The 19,345-nt window shown below is 36.6% G+C and carries 14 protein-coding genes and 2 pseudogenes; 7 read left to right on the top strand and 9 right to left on the bottom strand.

From position 1 onward, the window contains the following. Positions 1-13 precede the first annotated feature (13 nt). The 4 genes from L647_RS0114720 to L647_RS0114705 form a co-directional block, all read right to left on the bottom strand. Positions 14-1,285 (bottom strand): IS4 family transposase, encoded by a 1,272-nt coding sequence (locus L647_RS0114720; RefSeq protein WP_024610808.1) that lies wholly within the window; start codon positions 1,283-1,285, stop codon positions 14-16. A gap of 70 nt (positions 1,286-1,355) precedes the next feature. Further along, complete coding sequence (locus tag L647_RS0114715; protein ID WP_024611744.1) at positions 1,356-2,285, bottom strand: hypothetical protein; 930 nt, start codon at positions 2,283-2,285, stop codon at positions 1,356-1,358. A gap of 135 nt (positions 2,286-2,420) precedes the next feature. Then, positions 2,421-5,075: a TonB-dependent receptor gene (locus L647_RS0114710; protein ID WP_024611743.1), complete on the bottom strand. Its 2,655-nt coding sequence runs from the start codon at positions 5,073-5,075 to the stop codon at positions 2,421-2,423. A gap of 529 nt (positions 5,076-5,604) precedes the next feature. Continuing rightward, entirely contained in the window at positions 5,605-7,959 is a 2,355-nt protein-coding gene (locus tag L647_RS0114705; protein ID WP_024611742.1) for a DNA polymerase II, read from the bottom strand. Positions 7,960-8,019: 60 nt separating this feature from the next. Here L647_RS0114705 and dinG point away from each other — a divergent pair, with 60 nt between their 5' ends. From dinG to L647_RS1000000125385, 6 genes are read left to right on the top strand one after another with little or no spacing between them, the layout of a single operon-like run. Then, entirely contained in the window at positions 8,020-10,095 is a 2,076-nt protein-coding gene (gene dinG, locus L647_RS0114700) for an ATP-dependent DNA helicase DinG (RefSeq protein ID WP_024611741.1), read from the top strand. Continuing rightward, positions 10,095-10,871: a TSUP family transporter gene (locus tag L647_RS0114695; RefSeq protein WP_024611740.1), complete on the top strand. Its 777-nt coding sequence runs from the start codon at positions 10,095-10,097 to the stop codon at positions 10,869-10,871. Before dinG ends, L647_RS0114695 begins: the two co-directional genes overlap by 1 nt. 1 nt (position 10,872) lies before the next feature. Continuing rightward, positions 10,873-11,481, top strand: a complete 609-nt coding sequence (locus tag L647_RS0114690) for a primosomal replication protein (RefSeq protein ID WP_024611739.1) — start codon at positions 10,873-10,875, stop codon at positions 11,479-11,481. Positions 11,482-11,494: 13 nt separating this feature from the next. Further along, positions 11,495-12,388 carry a histone deacetylase gene (locus L647_RS0114685; protein ID WP_024611738.1) on the top strand — a complete coding sequence of 298 codons (894 nt, stop codon included), beginning with the start codon at positions 11,495-11,497 and terminating at the stop codon, positions 12,386-12,388. Between the two features lie 51 nt (positions 12,389-12,439). Then, the gene (locus tag L647_RS0114680; RefSeq protein ID WP_024611737.1) at positions 12,440-12,721 is read left to right on the top strand and encodes a late competence development ComFB family protein; all 282 of its coding nucleotides are present in this window, start codon (positions 12,440-12,442) and stop codon (positions 12,719-12,721) included. Continuing rightward, positions 12,705-12,857: a YbaM family protein gene (locus L647_RS1000000125385; RefSeq protein ID WP_076917059.1), complete on the top strand. Its 153-nt coding sequence runs from the start codon at positions 12,705-12,707 to the stop codon at positions 12,855-12,857. The genes L647_RS0114680 and L647_RS1000000125385 overlap by 17 nt, the downstream gene beginning before the upstream one ends. 2 nt (positions 12,858-12,859) lie before the next feature. On the opposite strand, the gene L647_RS1000000126480 is transcribed toward L647_RS1000000125385, so the two are convergent. Next, entirely contained in the window at positions 12,860-13,168 is a 309-nt protein-coding gene (locus L647_RS1000000126480; protein WP_231613072.1) for a hypothetical protein, read from the bottom strand. 313 nt (positions 13,169-13,481) lie between these two features. Here L647_RS1000000126480 and L647_RS01000000124315 point away from each other — a divergent pair. Further along, positions 13,482-14,353 (top strand): annotated as a pseudogene (locus L647_RS01000000124315) (DMT family transporter). Here the strand turns inward: L647_RS01000000124315 and L647_RS1000000125010 are convergent. The 4 genes and pseudogenes from L647_RS1000000125010 to L647_RS0114640 form a co-directional block, all read right to left on the bottom strand. Continuing rightward, positions 14,333-14,773 (bottom strand): hypothetical protein, encoded by a 441-nt coding sequence (locus L647_RS1000000125010; protein WP_024611736.1) that lies wholly within the window; start codon positions 14,771-14,773, stop codon positions 14,333-14,335. The pseudogene L647_RS01000000124315 and the gene L647_RS1000000125010 overlap by 21 nt on opposite strands. Before the next feature lie 203 nt (positions 14,774-14,976). Beyond that, positions 14,977-17,155: pseudogene (locus tag L647_RS01000000124310) on the bottom strand (exonuclease domain-containing protein). Positions 17,156-17,345: 190 nt separating this feature from the next. Further along, positions 17,346-18,089, bottom strand: coding sequence for an AIM24 family protein (locus L647_RS0114650; protein ID WP_050581991.1), 744 nt, complete (start codon positions 18,087-18,089; stop codon positions 17,346-17,348). A gap of 404 nt (positions 18,090-18,493) precedes the next feature. Next, on the bottom strand, positions 18,494-19,255 hold the full coding sequence (locus L647_RS0114640; RefSeq protein WP_024611512.1) for an IS5 family transposase: 762 nt from the start codon (positions 19,253-19,255) through the stop codon (positions 18,494-18,496). Positions 19,256-19,345 lie beyond the last annotated feature (90 nt).

Raw genomic sequence — 19,345 nt, 5'->3', positions numbered from 1 at the left:
CATAGGTTAGACATTAAGAGATAATTGGATTCAGGCCGCATTTTAATCGTCCTTTTTCTTTATCTCTTTTTGGGTTCGCTCTTCGTGCATATTTTGACAAAAAACTGATAGTTTTTTGCCATGCTTTATTCAGTGTCGATATCACGCCTTGTGTTATCGACTCCATTAATTGATAAAACCAACCTTGGGTGTTTTTTGCTACCATAAATGTTGATAGCTCAATACCGGCAAGTTGTTGAACACTCATGCCTATTCGCCTCTTTACTAACAACGTCAATAAACTTGCCCACACCAAGCCTTCCATCATGCTCGCTTTTCTGGTGTTAAATTTTTGCAGGTTGCAATAAGACTTCCATTCTTTAAACAGTAACTCTATTTGCCACCTGAGACTGTAGAGCTTTATTACCGCTTCAGCGCTAAATTTTTCTCGATTTAAGTTCGTTGCCCAATAAGTAGGCTCACTTTTTCCTCTAGGCCAGCTCGCAATCAATCGATAATTAGTTTTACCTTCCACATCCATATCGACAATAACACTACGACGAATATGCTTTTTAACGTCCTTTTGCTTCTTCTGTGAAAACCGTTTTAACGCGTTACCGTGACGATTAAAAGCAGCTACTACGGTTGGATTAACCGTGGTTTTAGCCCTGACAACATAAAAGCCTCCTGCTGTATCAATTGATTCAAGATACGATAACTTAAAATAACCTCTATCCGCTAAAAACAAGGTGTCGACTAACGATTTAGCATCAGGTAAAAAATCATATTCAGCTTGGCTATCAGGACTCACTGAGATTTCTTCGGGATAACCTTGAAGCACATCCCAACTCACATGAACCTCTATTGCCGCAGGACTTATTTTAGTAAAGCGACCTTTAAAGGTATCTTTTAAACTATCGTGCACTGCGAACGAACTTCCGTCTTGCAATATGATGCGTTTGAAATCTGACAGTGTGACTTCTGTGCCGAGTATTTGTTGCTGCCATTCATTTAACGCCACATCGACCAGTGATTTCATCAATTGGCTGAATTCAGGCTTACTCAGTTGATTGTGAAACGGTTTATATTGAACATCAGTTTCCGTCAACTTCACAAAATAACGATGTAAATCTGTCACGGTGTTTACCGATTTATCGCCTAGAGCCGTTATTAACGACATGACTAATTCGAAAGGTTTTATTATTCGTTTACGGCTACAAAAACGGCTTGTTTTACCTATTTCGTTAATATTAAAATCGTTAAGCACTTTCGTTATTTTGTTTAACTCAGTATTATATTTATTCATGCTCTGCTTTTGGGATAGATAGTGGTTTGGCGATTACTATCAGATCAAATTCAGAGCATGTTTTCAAGTTTTATTCCTTAAGATCCAACCTATGAACCCCTATTAATTTTTTACGCTTAGTCGATAACATTAAATTAGAAACATCTACTTCTGGCATGCCAAATATCAATTCGCCTAATTCATTTTTATCTGGGTAAAAATGATAAATTGCTAAAGTATCTCTATCTATATTTGACGCTACAAATAATGTTTTGTTATCAAAGTCAAAAGCTAAAGGTGAAATACTTTCTTCATCAAGATCGTATTCACGTAGTACACGAAATTCTTTTTCTCCTTTATTTTTATAATGAAGTTTTCCTTTTAAAGCATTAATAGAAACGGCTATTCTTACTTCGCCATCATGATCTAAAAGCCAACCTTGAAAATCACCTGGGTTTTTAGCAAGAATATCCATCTTGAAATTTCTTTCTCGTTTTCGATCCCACTTACTATTTAACGGTAATTTATAAAGATCCGGAGCTTTAATGTTTCTGCCATTATATTGGATAATGATATGCTCTGGATCATTAGGTAGCATATGTACAATACTTGCTGAACGAATACCTGATGACCCAACTTTAGAACCCACTAACTCTATAACTCTTGCCCTTTTAGCATTTACATTTATTTTATAAAGACTAAAAGCTTCATTTCCATCGCTATCAAGTGTAAAAACAATTTCGTCGTCATTCGCCCACGAAAAGCTATTAATATCTTGATCATCAAACTTTGTTATAGGCTTTGCATTTTTTAGCCCGTCAGTTTCAAGTATAACTATATTTTTACGTTCATTAATTGGAGACAAAACTGCCAAGTATTTTCCATTAGGAGAGAGTTGAAGGTTAGAGAATTTAGGGTTTTTGAAAAAGTCCTCAATTGTTGCTTGTGCTTTCTGTGCACTAGTTTCAAAAGAAATAATGCACAAAAAGGAAATTACGATTAATTTAAATATTGTTGACATAATATTTTCCAATTAATTTAAATACTTCATAACAGCAAATGTATGCTGATGATTTATTAGGTGTTTATTAAATAAAAAAACCCTGCTAAAAATAGCAGGGTTTAACATTTATAACTAAATTACACAGTACTTTGCTTAGAATGTTTGTTCTAAACGTAAGTATAGTGAACGACCTGTTTGATCATATAGTGACCAGTTAGAATCACGGTAATCACGGAATCCGTCATAATAGCTTGGTGCAACTTTATCAAATAAGTTATTAACACCTAATGCAATTTTAGTATTTGTAGGTGCAACATAAGTTACTTGAACATTGTGTTTGAAGTAGCTAGGAACATTAGCTAGGTAGTCAACTTCGTACTCTTCATTACCTGATTCTTGTGTACCAACATAAAACATAGTCCATGAAGCAGAGAAGTCTTCGTAAGCGTAGTTAACCGCTAAGTCAGCTTTCCACTCTGGATAATCTTGTAATCCAGCGTAATCAAATGGTTCTGATTCTGAGTCAGCTACTTCTTCAAACGATAGTACTCTTGATACATTTAATGTACTTGAGAAGTTACCAAAAGATGTATCAAAACGATATCTAGCAGTTAAATCTATACCATCTGTAGAAAGTGAACTTTTGTTAATGTAACCAGTGTACATAAAGTCAACTTTATCAGTAACACTGTTACGGTCAATTACACTTGGTAGTGAGTTTAAACCACCTTGTTCTATTTCTAGACGAAGAAGTTCAGAGTTATCTACACTATCAATCTTGTCATCATAATTAATTGAGTAATAAGTCATTTCAAGAGAAAGGTTTTCAACTGCATCCCAAACAAAACCTACTGTTGTAGAATCGCCTGTTTCTGCTGTTAACTCAGTATTACCACCAAACCATGTTGCAACTTGTTCACCAGCATCACTACAGTAACCGTCAAGCTCTTGACTTGGGTTAGCTGAACACCATGCAGTATCACGTATAGTTGGGAAGCTTAATGCATAAGATTGGAACATCTCGCCCATATTTGGAGCACGGAATGACTCACCCCAAGAACCACGTAGTAATAACGTATCCATTGGACGCCAAGTTAAACCAATTTTTGGTACAAACTTATCAAATGTTGTACTTTTTTCACCAAGGTTTGTAGTACCACTTTGCTCATATTTTTCGTAACGACCAGCAACGGTTAAATCAATATCAAATGGGAACGAAGCTTGTACTTCTACATAAGCAGCAGTACGGTCGCGATTAGCGTAAACATCATCACCGCCTGAACCACCTGAGATAAAACCATTTGCAGATTCTGGGTCACTAATCTGAGAAAAATCGATTTGCTCAAATTCACCACCAACTACACCGGCAATCATAAATTCACCGTCGTCTAGTAATGTAGTTGAAACTAAGCCATCAACCTGTTTACTTTCATAACGACCTTCATAAGTACCAGTATGATTTGCTTGTTGATAAAGCTCACTCATACTTGTACTCCAGTCATCATAAGTCATGCCTGAAACATTAAATACGTCGTACTCTCCAGTATCAATAGCTGCTTGGAAAGCAACGTCATTTACTAGATTTTTACCAAATGAATTTGTTTTAGAAACACTATTTTGGAAATTAACTTCCCAATCAATACCATTACCAACATCTGTATAACCTTCAAGACCAACTAAAATATCAGTAGTTGTTACTTCAGTCGTTGTATCACGATTACCAATTGGTACTGCACGAGTATATATACGTACATCTTCGTCTGATGGGTTGTACTGATTATCTTCACCCATGTAAATTGGTGTTGTAGATACAGGAGTACCCGCATAACGCGCATCGGTTTCATTAAAGCTAGCCATCGCACGACCAACAAAACGAATGTTATCTGCTAGTTCATATGTGAAGTTAGTTAAGAATGAGTTTTTGTTTGTATCAGGGTAAAATTTAGTAACTTCGCCATAGCTATAAGTACAACGACCATTACCGTCTGCATCAATGCCATTCACGGTATTTGGTTCAGCGTCACAAAGCTCAGAGTTTGAGTGATAACCTGTGCTATCTAAGTAGTTAGATACAGGGCTATACGTGCTATATGCACCGTAAGTTTCATCATCTAGTGCCCAAATATCTCTATCGTAAATAGCATCACTTTCAGAATGTTCAAAAGTAAAAATAATATTACCTTTCTCTGCAGTAAAACCAGACGTTACTGAGAACTTACTATTATTTCCACCTTCTACACTTGGTTTATTAAACTCATATTTAAGATTTAAACCATCAAAATCTTTTTTCGTAATAATGTTAATTACACCTGCAACAGCAGCAGAACCATATACTGCAGATGCACCATCACGTAAAATCTCAATACGTTCAACGATAGACATTGGAATAAGAGATGTATCAGCAGAAGCACCTGAAGAAGTACTTGTACCAGGCATACGACGACCATCTAACAATACTAAAGTAGCATCTGAACCTAAGCCACGTAAGTTAACGCTTGAAGTTGCAGAAGAACCGGCACCATAACCCGAAACACCAGTCCAAGAACCGAAAGAGTTTGAAGATAAGTTGTTTAATACGTCACCTACAGATGGCTCACCTGATAGGTTAATGTCTGCAGCTGTAATAACAGTTACTGGTGAACTATTTTCAAGGTCAACTTGCTTAATACGAGAACCTGTTACTTCAACACGTTCAAATCTGTTTTCACTTTTCTCAGCTGCGAATGAACTTGCCGAAAAAGCAGCAGTAGACACTGCACCGAAAGCGATCGCTAAGCGAACTGCCTTTGAAACTTTATTATTTAACATCCGATTCTCCCTAGAATACTTTGTTATTATTTGTTAATTATTATTTATCAATCGCTTTACGACCCCATTATGGGATGAAACGCAACGACCGTGTGATGAATATTAATGCTTTAATACCAAAAAGGTCAACACCGAATTAACTTTTTACATGTAAATTTACATATGTAAGTAAGACCCACATTCTAAGATCAATGAGTTAGGAATAACTTAAAATAATAAGCTATTGATTTGAATTAAATTTTTTATTTATCATTAAAATTGAAAATAATAGAGTTTTTAATCTAAATTATTATGAAAAATCTAAATTATTGTTAATAAACCAAATATCACATATGAATTATTGATTAATGACATCCATAAAAGAATTTTAATTCAACCAGATTAAATTTTTATTCACTAAAAAATAAACCAACTCCAACCCGTTACTTTTTAATAACAAAAAATGAATTATTTACAATATTAGGTTTATGCTTACTTTTGGGGTTTATTGTTTTTTAAAATAAGTACTTTATGTAATAGCGGAGCCAACTTATAAAAAACTAAGCTGCTCACCTTGGAGTTCTACTGAGGCTGATTCTAATGAGTCTAAAATCATTTGCGCGATGGGTTCTAGCTGTTTTTGTATATAAAGAGGGTAATTTAGACTGTTTTTATCTTTTGGTATTTGTGGTCCTTCTTTCGTATAAATATATTCAACAATTTGACCGCGTGTAACTTCAAAGTTAGCATTTTTAGCTTGTTGTTTTTTTATAGCTTGTACATGTGGCGGAATATTTTTTAAATATTCATGTAAATGCTGCCCTAACCGTTTTCTATAAATTAATTTGTGATCAAACTCTCCTGCATACAGTCGTTCAGTATAGTCTTTTATAATGGGCGCTATATCACTTGCTTTGAAGTTATCTTTAAATAAAGCACCAAATAGCTCTTTCTGAAACTCTTGAGCAAACTCGGTCCAATCACTTCTTACTGTTTCCATGCCTTTAAATATAAGTTTAGGTTGCTTATTATCTATTATTTGCCCTACATAGCGTTTTTTAGAACCTAATTTTTTTCCTCTTATAGTAGGCATAAAAAATGGACTATAGTGAGTTTCAAACTCAATTTCTAAATAGCTTGGCAAATTAAATTCTTTTTTAATATATTCTAGCCAACGTGTATTAATCTCACTCGCTAGCATTGCCCCAACTTCACTGCATTTTTGTGTTGAGTAATCATCACTTACTTTTACAAATGTTGAATCTGTATCACCATAAATAACTTCATAACCAAGGCTTTCGATCCATTTACGGGTTGTTTGCATAATTTCATGCCCCCGTAATGTTATTGAGCTAGAAAGCCGTGGGTCGTAAAATCGGCAACCTTTAGAACCAAGTACGCCGTATAAGCTGTTCATTATTATTTTTATAGCTTGCGATAGCATTGGCTGATTAGTGTCTTTTGCTTTTTGACGGGTATGAGTTAAATGTTCAATTAATAAAGGTAAATGATGTTCATTTCGTGAGAAAACCGCTTCATTAAACCCTTTAATAGCGTGCTCTGGTGAGCCTAGCCCTTTAATTAACCCGAGAGGGTCAATACAAAAAGTTCGCATGATTGAGGGATATAGGCTTTTAAAATCTAAAACGAGTATATTTTTATAAAGCCCAGGTGTCGACTCCATTACATAACCGCCAGGGCTTTCAAAAGATAAACCATGATCCCCTAAATTAGGCGCAATATAGCCACTGCGATGTAATAAAGGTAAATATAAGTTAGTAAATGCGGCAACCGAACCACCCATTCGTTCAAGCTCAAGCCCTGTTAGTTGGGTTCTGACTATTGCAAATTCAAAGAGCTTTAACTCTGTAAAAATTCTATTAACGAGTATACAATCTTGCCGATTATAAGCAGCTAAACTTAATTTATCTTCATTAAATTGGCGTATAATTTCACTTAAACGATTATTCGCTTGAATTAATTTAGACTCACCTAAAACCTTATGTGAAATATTGGCAAGCGAGTAATTATCAAAGTGATAAGTGGCATTCTTTAAGGTATCAATACCATCAATAACACTTCGACCTGGTAAGGTAAGGCGAGTGTAATGTCCTGTTTTTATGTTTAACGTTTGCTGATCTCTACCAAAATCAAGCGTTAATCCAAGCGCCTCGGCCCTTGAATTAAGAACAGAAAAATCAAATTCAATAACATTCCACCCAACAATAACATCTGGGTCATTATTATTTATATATTGCTGTAATTTTTGTAATAAGCTTATTTCGTCAAAGCACCAATCAATATTAAATGATTGATTATGCTCTTGTAGCTCACCAATCATTAACACCGTATCAAGACCATTTCCTACAAGTCCAACCGAAAATAACACGCCTTCTGCGTTGCACTCTATATCTAGTGAAAGCGATTTTAGCTTTGGAGTATATCCAGGGTTTGCTTTTAACTTTGCATCATCAATTAAAATAAAACCATTTTTTTGAGATACGTCTCCAGTAACCCACACCCCACCTTTTATAAAACGCTCCATTAAAAACCGATCACTGTGACGTATGTCTGCTTCGTATATATTTATACGCTCTTGAAGTAACATGCGCGCCTTATAAAGGGTGCCTGTGTCATTAAAATAGCAGCCTATGCATGCAACTCCACTAAAATGGCGCATTTCTACCATTTTAAAGTTAACACTTATATTTTCTTTATTTAGTATGCTTTGTGCAAAATTATGTTTATCTTGTGGAATAAAAAACACAGCTTGTTGGTTTTCAACAAGCACTTTAATAGGTCCATGCTCTGATACAAGCCAATAGCAAAGCGTGATCCCTCGCCTACTCTTAGATGAGTATTGTTGCCTTGATAAAATAAAGCCCTGATAGATTGCTTGTGTCAATGTACGATCCCACTTAATATATACACTGTAATTATATACATACTTTAGGTAAATCATCCCATGCTTTCTGACTCACTAAAAAAAACAATTAGGCAAGTACACCAGCATGTGGCTAGTAACCTAAATGATTATCGCCCTCGCAGCAGTCAAAACTACCTTGTTGCCGAAATAGCAAAAACCCTTGCAGGCGAATATCACAAAAAACAACGCATATGTGTTATCGAAGCTGGCACCGGTACTGGTAAGTCTCTAGCTTATTGTTTAGGCGCATTGCCTCTTGCCTTAGCTCAAAAAAAGAAGTTGGTTATTTCTACAGCAACCGTTGCGCTTCAAGAACAATTAATAGCAAAAGAGCTTCCATTTTTTAAAAAGCATTCCGGACTCGACTTTAAATTTGACTTAGTAAAAGGTCGCCATCGTTATATTTGTGCCCACAAACTACACAATGCTGTAAATGGCGATAGCCAAACACAAATGGATTTTATGCCCACGCTTACCTCACCATTAAGCCCAATGGAAACCAAATGTTTAAATGAGTTATACAACGCGTATGTAAATAAAAAATGGCAAGGTGATAGAGACAGCTGGGCTGATACCGTACCAGACAAAGTGTGGAACTTAATAGCGTGCGACAAACATTCGTGCCAGCGCCAAATGAAAGCACATCAAACGTGCCCGTTTCAGCTTGCTCGTAATCAATTAATGCAAATGGATGTGCTGGTAATTAATCACTCTTTATTACTTGCCGATTTAGACTTAGGCGGCGGTAAAATTTTACCCGAACCCGACAACACTATTTACGTAATTGATGAAGCGCACCATTTAGCGCATATAACACGCGATTTTTCTTCTGCCGCAGCAACAATTAAAGGCACGATAGAATGGCTTGATAAGCTCACTAAGTTTAGCGGGAAAATGGCTAAAATTTTAGTGGGTCAAAGGGCTATTGGACAAAACTTTAAACTTTGCGACAGTATTAACGATGCAAATAAAGATTTAAAAGTAGTTCGCGATATTCTCGATAATGCCGATTTTGAATATTCAAAAGATGATACTTATCGCTTTGAGCACGGTGAAATTCCAGAATCGCTGCACAGTAAAGCTAAAGATATAAGCGAAGCCACGCAAGACGCACTTCGTTGTTTAAACAAAATGCACGACACCCTTACCCAAGATGTAAGTGATGGCGACATAAAACCTTACGTTGCCGACCCAATACTAGGCGAAAGCGGACAATATATAAACCGATTAGAGCAATTAAATAAACTGTGGTTTAGTTACGCTAAAAAAGGTGAAGGTGCTCCTCATGCAAGGTGGATAAAACGTCTTGAATATAAAAGCCACCACGATCACTTATTAAGCGACTGTCCTATCGAAGTAGGTTACTACCTAAAAGATAAGTTGTGGAGAGAATGCGCAGGCGCTGTTTTATGCTCAGCTACGTTAAGTGCACTAGGCTCGTTTGATCACTTTGCTTACGAAACAGGACTTGCCAAAGAGGAAGGGGTTAAATTTATTAAAGTACCTTCTCCTTTTGATTATCCAAAACAAGCTACTTTACGCATTCCTGTATCTAAAATAGAACCAACCGACAAAGAATTTAGCGACCACTTAGCTAAAACATTACCAGAGTACCTAAATGATAAAAAAGCGAACCTTGTATTGTTCGCTTCTTATTGGCAAATGGACCACGTAACAAAGTTTCTTAGAACAAAAGGTTTTAACTTATTAGTACAAGGTGAGATGTCGCGAGAGGCTTTGCTCAAATTACACACTAAAAATGTAGACGAAGGCAAAGGTAGTATTTTATTCGGAACACAAAGCCTTTCAGAAGGTCTTGATTTACCTGGTAAATATTTAGAGAACCTAATTATTACTAAAATCCCCTTTGCGGTTCCTACTTCACCTATAGAAGAAGCGCAAGCAGAATTTGTGCAAAGCAAAGGCGGTAATCCATTTTTAACGATTACAGTGCCCGACGCCGCAAAGAAATTGGTACAAAGCTGTGGTAGACTGCTGCGAAAAGAGAGTGATGAAGGCTGTATTACTATTCTCGATAGACGCTTAATTACTAAGCGATACGGTAAAGCCATGCTCGACACCCTACCACCTTTTAAAAGACAAATAGATTATTAATGTTTGAACTCGCACTCGATCCAACAACCTGGGCTGTTTTATGTGCTGTTGCACTTGCCGCAGGTTTTATAGACGCTATCGCTGGTGGCGGTGGTATGTTAACTGTGCCTGCTTTATTAACTGCTGGCTTACCTCCACATTTAACATTAGGAACAAATAAACTAGCAGCAAGTTTTGGCTCCTTAACAGCAAGTTATACATATTATAAAAAAAACTTATTTAGCCCAAAATTTTGGGTCGCATCCATTATTGCCACAGCAATAGGGGCGTTAATTGGTACTGTTGTCGTTGATCACCTAAGTCTCAATTTTTTAAATAAACTACTGCCTATTATCATCATTTTAGTCGCATGCTACAGCTTGTTTGGCAACTTGAGCACAACTCAAGGCGACGAACTGCCTAAGCTCACTAAGATTATGAAAATTAAACAGTGGTTACAAGGTTTAGTATTAGGCTTTTTTGACGGTTTAGCAGGTCCTGGCACAGGTACCTTTTGGACAGCATCAAATGGCATGATTTATAAAATGAATCTACTTTTGAACTGTGGTTTAGCGCGTTCAATGAACTTTGTATCTAACTTTATATCGCTCATAACCTTTGTAGCTTTGGGGCATGTAAACTTTTTACTTGGCATTACCATGGGCTTTTTTATTATGCTTGGTGCATGGATTGGCGCCCATTCTGCGATACGGTTTGGCAGTAAATTTATTCGCCCTGTATTTAATACTATGGTTATACTTTTAGCATTAAAGCTAATTTATGAGGCTTACTTTTAATATGCACCCTACAGCTTTAGATAAACTACGCCAACAAGTTGCAACACTAAAACAACAAGCCGAGCAATTTGATAAAGCTAAACTTTTTTCTAAAAATCGCTATATGCAAGCACAGCCTAGCTTGTTTGACCGTGCAGTTTTTAGCACAAAGAGTATGAACCTAGCCGATTACGTAATAGAAATAGAAGACGAAGTATCAAGGTTACCACCAAGCGATCATCGCCATGCTTACACTTATGCACTTGAACGTATAGGTGCTCAGGTACAAGCCGTATTTAACGTTATTAAATCAACGCCTATTTGGGTTAAAGAAAACAAAAGTCACTATAAACCTCGCCCTAAGCAAACCGTTTATAAGCAAGCAGTACAAAAAATCATGCAATCATCCCATGAGCTTTACGACGAATTAAAGCAAAACCATGAGTTTGAACGCCGTTTAGTGCTCATGATTGAAGAGCGTAAAATGCAAATGGATAAAGCCTCGCCAGCTAAAGCACAAAAGCTTAACCTTGAAATATTAAGCACACACGCTCGATTAGGCCGCTGCAGAAAAGCAATTTCTGCCACTGAGGACAAAATACAACAAGTAGAAAAACAGCAGCTGCGTTAAGGCGCACTTTACTATGCAGCTTTATTATCATCCATTGTATTCAGATCTTGCTCTGCCAGAGCGCCATCGATTCCCTATTCAAAAGTATCAGTTACTTAAAACCGAAATAAAAAGCCTCGGTGTTTTGGCAAGTGCCTTTCAAGAACCTAAAAAAGCAACCGCATCTCAACTTGCGCTATGTCATAACCAGCGTTATATAAATGACTTTTTAAATGGGACTCTAGGTGATAAAGCGATTAAAAAGATGGGATTTCCCTATTCGCAACAACTTGTAGAGCGTACTCTTTTATCAATTGGCGGGAGTATTCAAGCTGCTGAAGCGGCTTTTAGTCACGATCTAACCTTCAATTTAAGCGGTGGTTATCATCATTCTCATAGCGATTTTGGCAGTGGCTTTTGTATTTTTAATGATTTAGCTATTGCAGCAGCACATTTAATAAATACAGAGCAAGCCGACACTGTTTTAATTTTTGATTGCGACGTACACCAAGGCGATGGCACAGCACAAATCACTAAAAACCATGACCAAATTATTACCTGCTCAATTCATTGTGATCAAAACTTCCCTCGTAATAAGCAGCAATCCACCTACGATTTTGCATTGCCCGCTAAAACAACCGACGCTGAGTACCTTGCTACATTAAGGCAAGCACTCGGTTTTTGCGTGCGCATTCATAACCCTGACATTATTTTGTATAATGCAGGCGCTGATATTTACACTAAAGACGAGTTAGGCTTGCTTAATGTATCGCTCAATGGCGTATATAAACGCGACTTGTTTGTTCTCAACTTTTGTAAGCAACATCAAATCCCACTAATGTGCGCTTTAGGTGGCGGTTATCAGTGCAATTTAACCAAACTAATTAATGTTCATAAACAACTATTTAAAGCCGCTATCGATTTATAACAAGCCTTAGTATAGACTCAGTAAAACGGATTATTTTTAAAGCGGTGGAATATGCGACTACATGAAGACATACACAACTATTACGAAAAGATTGTTCTAGAAGAAATTATTAAACGTAAACTTAATGAACAATACAACGAAGATGTAATGGCAGACTTTTGCTGTACTGTGTTAAATCAACTTCCACCTCGCTACATTCGTTACGATGTAGATATGGCATTTTATTTACCACAAACAGAACGTATACACATGGAAGAACGCGTACAAACAGCTATAAATGTTGCCATCAGCCAAATATCAAAAAAGAAAGAATTACATGACAAATCCACTTGATCAAGCACCAAAACATATCAAACTTGCAGTAGATTTAATTATGATACTAGAGCAACACGATGTTGCTCCAGAGGAAGTACTTAAAGCACTTGAAATAGTTAAAAATGACTTTGAAAAGAATCAAACTGAAAGTTAGTTTTACTCAACCAGCTCAATTGGGGAAGTTATTACAACGCCTTCGTATTTCTCACAATCAACTTTCACTTCGTTAAAGCGATGTTTAGCGCTTACTGATTTTTGACAACTTACATTTTGTGATTTTAAACCATATTGCTGTTTGTATAAGGCAACTATTTCATCAAATTGTTGCTGTTGCACTACTGAAGCTGCATTATAAAAAGCACTACACTGCGACGACCACTCATCAATCCCAGCCTCAGCTGCAACCCCTAACCAGCCCATGCCGAGTTTTGTTGACTGAGTTAAATACTGGCCTTTCAAAAACATAAACGCCAACGTGTATTGTGCGCTTTTATAGTCTAGCAGGCTCTTTTAAATAATTGAAAGCGACCTCAAACTGCCCTTTTCGATACGCTTTAATACCATTGTATTCATTCTTTTTCATAGTTGTATCACTGTAAAGGTTGATTGGGCTTGAATTACATCCCCACAACAAAGTGATAAATACCATAGAAGCTACTGAGAACTTTTTCATTCTTATCCTTAATTTATTATTTTTATATGCCAGTTCCGAATATGGCTTACACTTTTTATAAACCCTGTTATTCTAAAAACCAATCAGCATAATTAAAATACTATTATGACCTTAGCAAGCTTACTGCGATTATTTTTTCTGGCCGCTATTTGGGGCCTGCGGTATTAATTGAGCTTAGAGTCGGCTTTGCTGCAGTTACTTTATTTATTGTTGCTTTGTATTTAAAACGCCGCTTAGCGTTTACCCAACATAAAAAACACTTTTTTATTATAGGCGCGTTTAATTCTGCTTTGCCGTTTTTATTTTTTGCTTACGCAGCCCAAACTATTAGTGCATCCACACTCTCAATTTTAAATTCTACAACACCAATATGGGGTGTTGTCGTTGGAATTTTATGGACGAAAACAAAGCCCAATAAAATTATGGTCCTTGGTTTATTACTTGGCTTAATAGGCATTGCAATACTCGTTGGGCAAAATCATTTTGTATTAACTAGCCGATCCATCATAGCTATAGTAGCAGCATTAAGCGCATCACTTTGCTATGCCATTGCATCGCATTACACTAAAAATGCGCCTAAACTGGCCCCATTCGATAACGCCCATGGCTCAATGTGGGCTTCAAGCTTTATGGTATTGCCGCTTATCTTATTTATGCCAATACGAGAAATACCAAGCACCAACGTTATGCTAGGTGTACTCGTATTAGGAGTAGTGTGTACCGCCCTTGCTTATATTTTATTTTTTAAATTAATCGACGATATAGGCCCAACTTCTGCACTCACTGTTACCTTTTTAATTCCGTTATTTGGTATATTTTGGGGGCATTTGATTTTAGATGAGAAAATAGGGTCCAATACATTACTAGGCGCATTATTTGTAATTGTAGGCACGATGCTTGTTACTGGATTTTTACTACGAAAAATAAACGTTAAAAAGTATTTAGCTGTTATTAAATTATTCGGTCTTAGATGCTAGATTATTAATTACACCTTGCGCATCATAACCGGTGGCATTTGATTTAATCCCCCTACCCATCTTAATACCTATTAGTGTGAATATTTCATTACTTGATCTTGTAGGTAAATCTTCAATTTTTGACGTTTTTGATTTAGAAATCAAACCGCATTCGTCTAATTGTGGGTTAACAAAAACCTCTTTATCGGTAACCTCAAACCAATCATAACCCTGTGTTTGAGTAAGCTTAGCCGCTCTTAATAAAGCAAAATCACTCGCATCTTCAGCATCACTTGTCGTACTTTTAAATTTCACTCGGTAATTACTATCATCAACCTTTTGCTCTGTATACCTAAATAAAGCCTTATCCTCAGGACATTCAGTCGTATAAGTACACCCAGTTAATAAAATAGTAATTGATGCTAATAGTATTACTTTCATAAATTCCCTTATTTATTTTTGAAAAACGACTGTTCGCATAATCAATGCATATTATTTAACATCAATTTAAATAACCTATGAATAACCTAACTAAGGGTTTATTTACAAGTAATTATTTAACCCATAGAATTGAACACTCAAAATGAATCTATCATGAATGCATTGTGTATTTGATTTTTTGAATATATTTATATATTTAGGTTCTATTTGATCCCATTTTTTTGCTGAATGAGCAATAACAACTCAGCTGTAGCAGTCGCATCAGCAAGCGCTCGGTGATGGCTGGTTAAATTTAAATTAAAATGAGCCGATAAATTACCCAATGAATACGACTTTAAGCCTTTAAACGCTTTGCGCGATTCAACCACGGTGCACATTTTTGGCATTTTAAAAAAGTGCCCTGCCATCTCGCATTCTTTTTTAATAAAGCCGTAGTCAAAATTAACGTTATGGGCTACAAAAATACTGCCTGCGAGTTTATCTAATAGCGGCTTGGCTATATCGGCAAATACAGGCGCGTTGCGTACCATGCTATCGCTTATGCCAGTTAGTGACGTAATAAAGCCAGGTATATGGCGCTCGGGGTTAACTAAGCTCGTCCAGCTATAAATTACTTTACCGTGCTGCACTTTTACAAGGCCTATTTCGGTAATACGGTTACCGCCTTTTAAGCCGCCTGTGGTTTCTATATCGACCACACTGTAAATACGGTTAGGATCTACAAACCATTTAACCGCAGCAATGTGTACTGTAAAGCCCACGTTTTTTAAATTATCAATGGTGGTTAATTGGTTGCGTCTTAGTTTGTCGCCCGGTGCTTTTACCTCTTCAAAATGTACCTTGCCATTATTGATAACCATTAAGTCGGGGTAGCCGTCTTTTAGCTGTAAATAATGTTTACTCATATTAATTAAATGAGTATTTAAAGCCTCTATTGGGCTATTTAAAATAAGTGCTTCTAGCGGTTGTAACAACTCTTGATGCCATCTAAATAAGCCATTAGGTTGCTCAAAATATTGCGCTATATTTTTACATACTAAATTAAGTAATGACTGTGGCGTTTGACACTGTGCTAAGCGTTCATTTATTTGTACTTGTTGCGCTTCATAAAAATTATCGAGCCTTAATACTTGCGGGTAAATATCAAACTCATTACATGGCGGGTAAGGCGACTCAATAAATAATTCGTGCCAAAATACTAAACCAAATAAACTCTGCCAAAGCGTGTTTTCGGTATTAAATACTTGCATCCCTTGGCGAGTATAATAGTCGTTTACGCCCTGCTCTACTTCACCTCTGTACAATTCATCAATTTCAAGTACGCACTGAGTGTTAGCAAGCATTGCACTTAAACGCGACCGTGTTTTTTTATTAAACTTACGCATTAAAAAATCGTCAGCAAAATACAGTAAATCATCCGTAAGTGGGCTCTCAATAATGGCTTCTAATCGCGCNAAGCCTATACTGCTCTCTTATTTGAATTTCTTGTGCTTCGCTATCATCTATACACCCTTCAAGTAAGCTAAAAGCAAGTTCACTATTAACACCTTTTAACTGTCGATAAAGCTTAACTAATAACTTATTTTTTAACGCAACAGCAATGGCACCGTGCGCGGCTTGCACTAAAACCTGCGGCGCTAAAGCAACATAATCGCTCTCATCCGTTATATTTTTAAATGCTAATCGGTAACGGTTTAATAAATAATTTGATTGTGCTTCATCTAGCGTTTCAAACCGCGATAAGTTCTCGCTATGCCCTTCACGTATAGCCGTTAAACCTAAATCTCGCATTACAAAACGGTTTTGATGATTTACATCACCACCACTTAGTTTGCCCGCAAATAAAAACTCAAAGTACTCGTAATAATCGCTACGATTATTAATTACATATTGGTTATAAAGTGGTGCTAAATCATGTGTACGCGTTTCAAAAAATATACACGCAATATCCACCAGCACACTTTTAGCGGCACTCTTCTTAAAACTTATTTGCTCAACATAACTACTTAGCAACTCCACTAAAGAAGGTTTTGTTAAGTGTGCTAATAGCTGGGAGTAATGCGATTCATTTGGCTCAAACAAAATACCGGCAGTTTTTAGGGTATATATAGCCTGATGTGGTGAGGTTATTTCTTCATAATTTAATGACTGCGTTTGCACTAAATAAGGCTTTCGCGAATACACCCGCGCCAGCATACATTGGCTTTGTTCATCTAGTTGGTTAACTTTATTAATAAACACTTTATGTTTGGGTTCTAACAAGTGCATACACTTGTTGGTCACAAATTCAATGAGTTCTCTAAAGTGCGCTAAATAGTATTTTGCTGGTAATTCTTTTTTCATAACTTTGCCATTACTGTATATAAAAACAGTATCTAGCATTTGTACTTATTATTCAATCTTAAAGTTGTATCAATAGATGTTTAAGTAATATTCAGTAAAGAAAAATGACGTGGCAGTTAGCATTTTAGATAATGGGATCACGGTATATTGAAATAACGGCAATAGGTAGTAAGGCTGAGAGCACTAAGCAAATAAAGCGCTTTTATAAAAAGCGCTAACATAAATATAATTATCGCTTGGGTAAGCTTTTACCTATTTCACCACAAAGCTTAGAAAACGGTAATGTTTGCAAAAATACCGTGCCGCCTTCACCAATACCGCGAACTCGACTGTTAAAAATCCCTTCACCAGAGAAGATTACATTTCTTAGACCACCAGATAACTCTGCATCAAATCGAATACCTTTTGTGTAACCAACTAAGCTGCCACTATCAACAATTAGCTCTTCGCCATCTTTTAAATCATGTTGAATAATTGAACCGCCGGCATGAAAAATTACTTTATCATCACCTTTAATCGACTGGAATACTAAGCCTTCTCCGCCAAAAAAGCTGCCCATACCCGTTCCTGCAAATGCAACCGAGATACTGGTACCAAAAGAAGCTGCTATGTATGCGCCTCGTTGTAAAAATATTTCGCCATCAACTTCGCTCAAGTCAAGCCCAACAATGGTTCCTAAATACGGAGCACCAAATACTACTTTTGCTCGTTTATTACCAACGTTTTTATATTGCATAACCGTAGCCGATTCGCCAGCCATCATACGTTTAGCCGCGCCAAACAAGTTACTTACAAGCCCACTTTTCACTGCACTTCCATCTGTTAGTGTGGCTTCCATAGTAATACAAGTATCCATCCAACTCATTGCGCCGGCCTCAGATATACATATTTCCCCAGGATCTAATGTAATTTCTGCGGCTTCAGCCATTGGTTGACCAATAATTTCAAGATCTATTTCATGACACTGTTTCATAATCGTCCTTGTTTTTAGTTAATTATTAATTGTAATGCATATATTAAACACTATTTGACAATTTTATCCACTGCGCTCAAATACTTTAAACGCAACAATTGTTTTTGTTTACTTGATGAAGTTTACTGAATATGAGTATTTACTCACAATGACATACTATAAGTTACAAGAAAGCATAGAACACGGTTCAATATAGAAATACTATTAATTTTAAGCAGTAAAAACCAAACTCTGAGTCAATTTAAACTTTCGAAAAGTGTTAATTTTATAAACACGTCACTATTTTCAGCTACATATTCAATTGCTACCTCTTTTCCATCAATAAAACGCTTGTACATATCGCCCTTTTAACAATTAATATATTTTTTATCATCTAGGGGCTGTTGATCTTTGTAGTATATATATTAATCAGCCCACATTGGTAGCCACATCATAGTAAATGCTAAAGCGAGCATGGAATGATAATTCCGTTCAAGCTTTTCATACCTTGTAGCTATCCCTCTATATTGTTTGATCCGACCAAAGGCATTCTCAACTAAGTGCCTATATTTGTACATGCACCAGTCAATATCTTCATTACCCACTAAACTGTTATCCTTGCGTGGAATAACGGGTGTAGCGCTATTATCACGAATAAACTCTCTTAGTTTTTCACTATCGTAGCCTTTATCTGCGACAACCACATTACTCGTTGGGCAATTGTCTACAAGTGACTCTGCATGGACGATATCATGCGTATTTCCACAGGATAATTCATAATAAACAGGCAATCCTCCGCTATCTACTGCAAGATGAATTTTAGTCGAATTGCCACCTCGACTCTTACCGATTGATTCATTGCCAGCGGTTCTTGCACCGCAACTATGCTGGTGAGCCCTGACAATACTGCCATCAATAAAGATCCAATCCATATCAGCATAGTGGGATAACACACGAAATAATTCATTCAAAATATCTTTTTTGGACCATAAATTAAATCGTCTATAGATAGCACTCCACGAGCCGAAATAAGACGGTAAATCTCGCCAAGGAATACCGGTACGCATCTTATAGAGTATGCCTTCGAGCGTTTTTCTATGCTCAGGCTTATTATAAATTCGACCACTTAAGTGCATTACTTTTGATAAGACATTCCATGTCGCGTCTGTTAACATTAATCTTGGCATGAGGGTTCGGTGTAACGTTTTTTAGCGAATTCAATTATACCTTATCCTCATGCTGTTTGTTTTTTATACCGCAAAGATCAACACGCCCTA

Source organism: Pseudoalteromonas sp. TB64 (assembly GCF_000498095.1).
Classification (GTDB): Bacteria; Pseudomonadota; Gammaproteobacteria; order Enterobacterales; family Alteromonadaceae; genus Pseudoalteromonas.
Note: the sequence above shows the minus strand (reverse complement) of the source record. Positions and strands in the feature narration are given on the sequence as shown.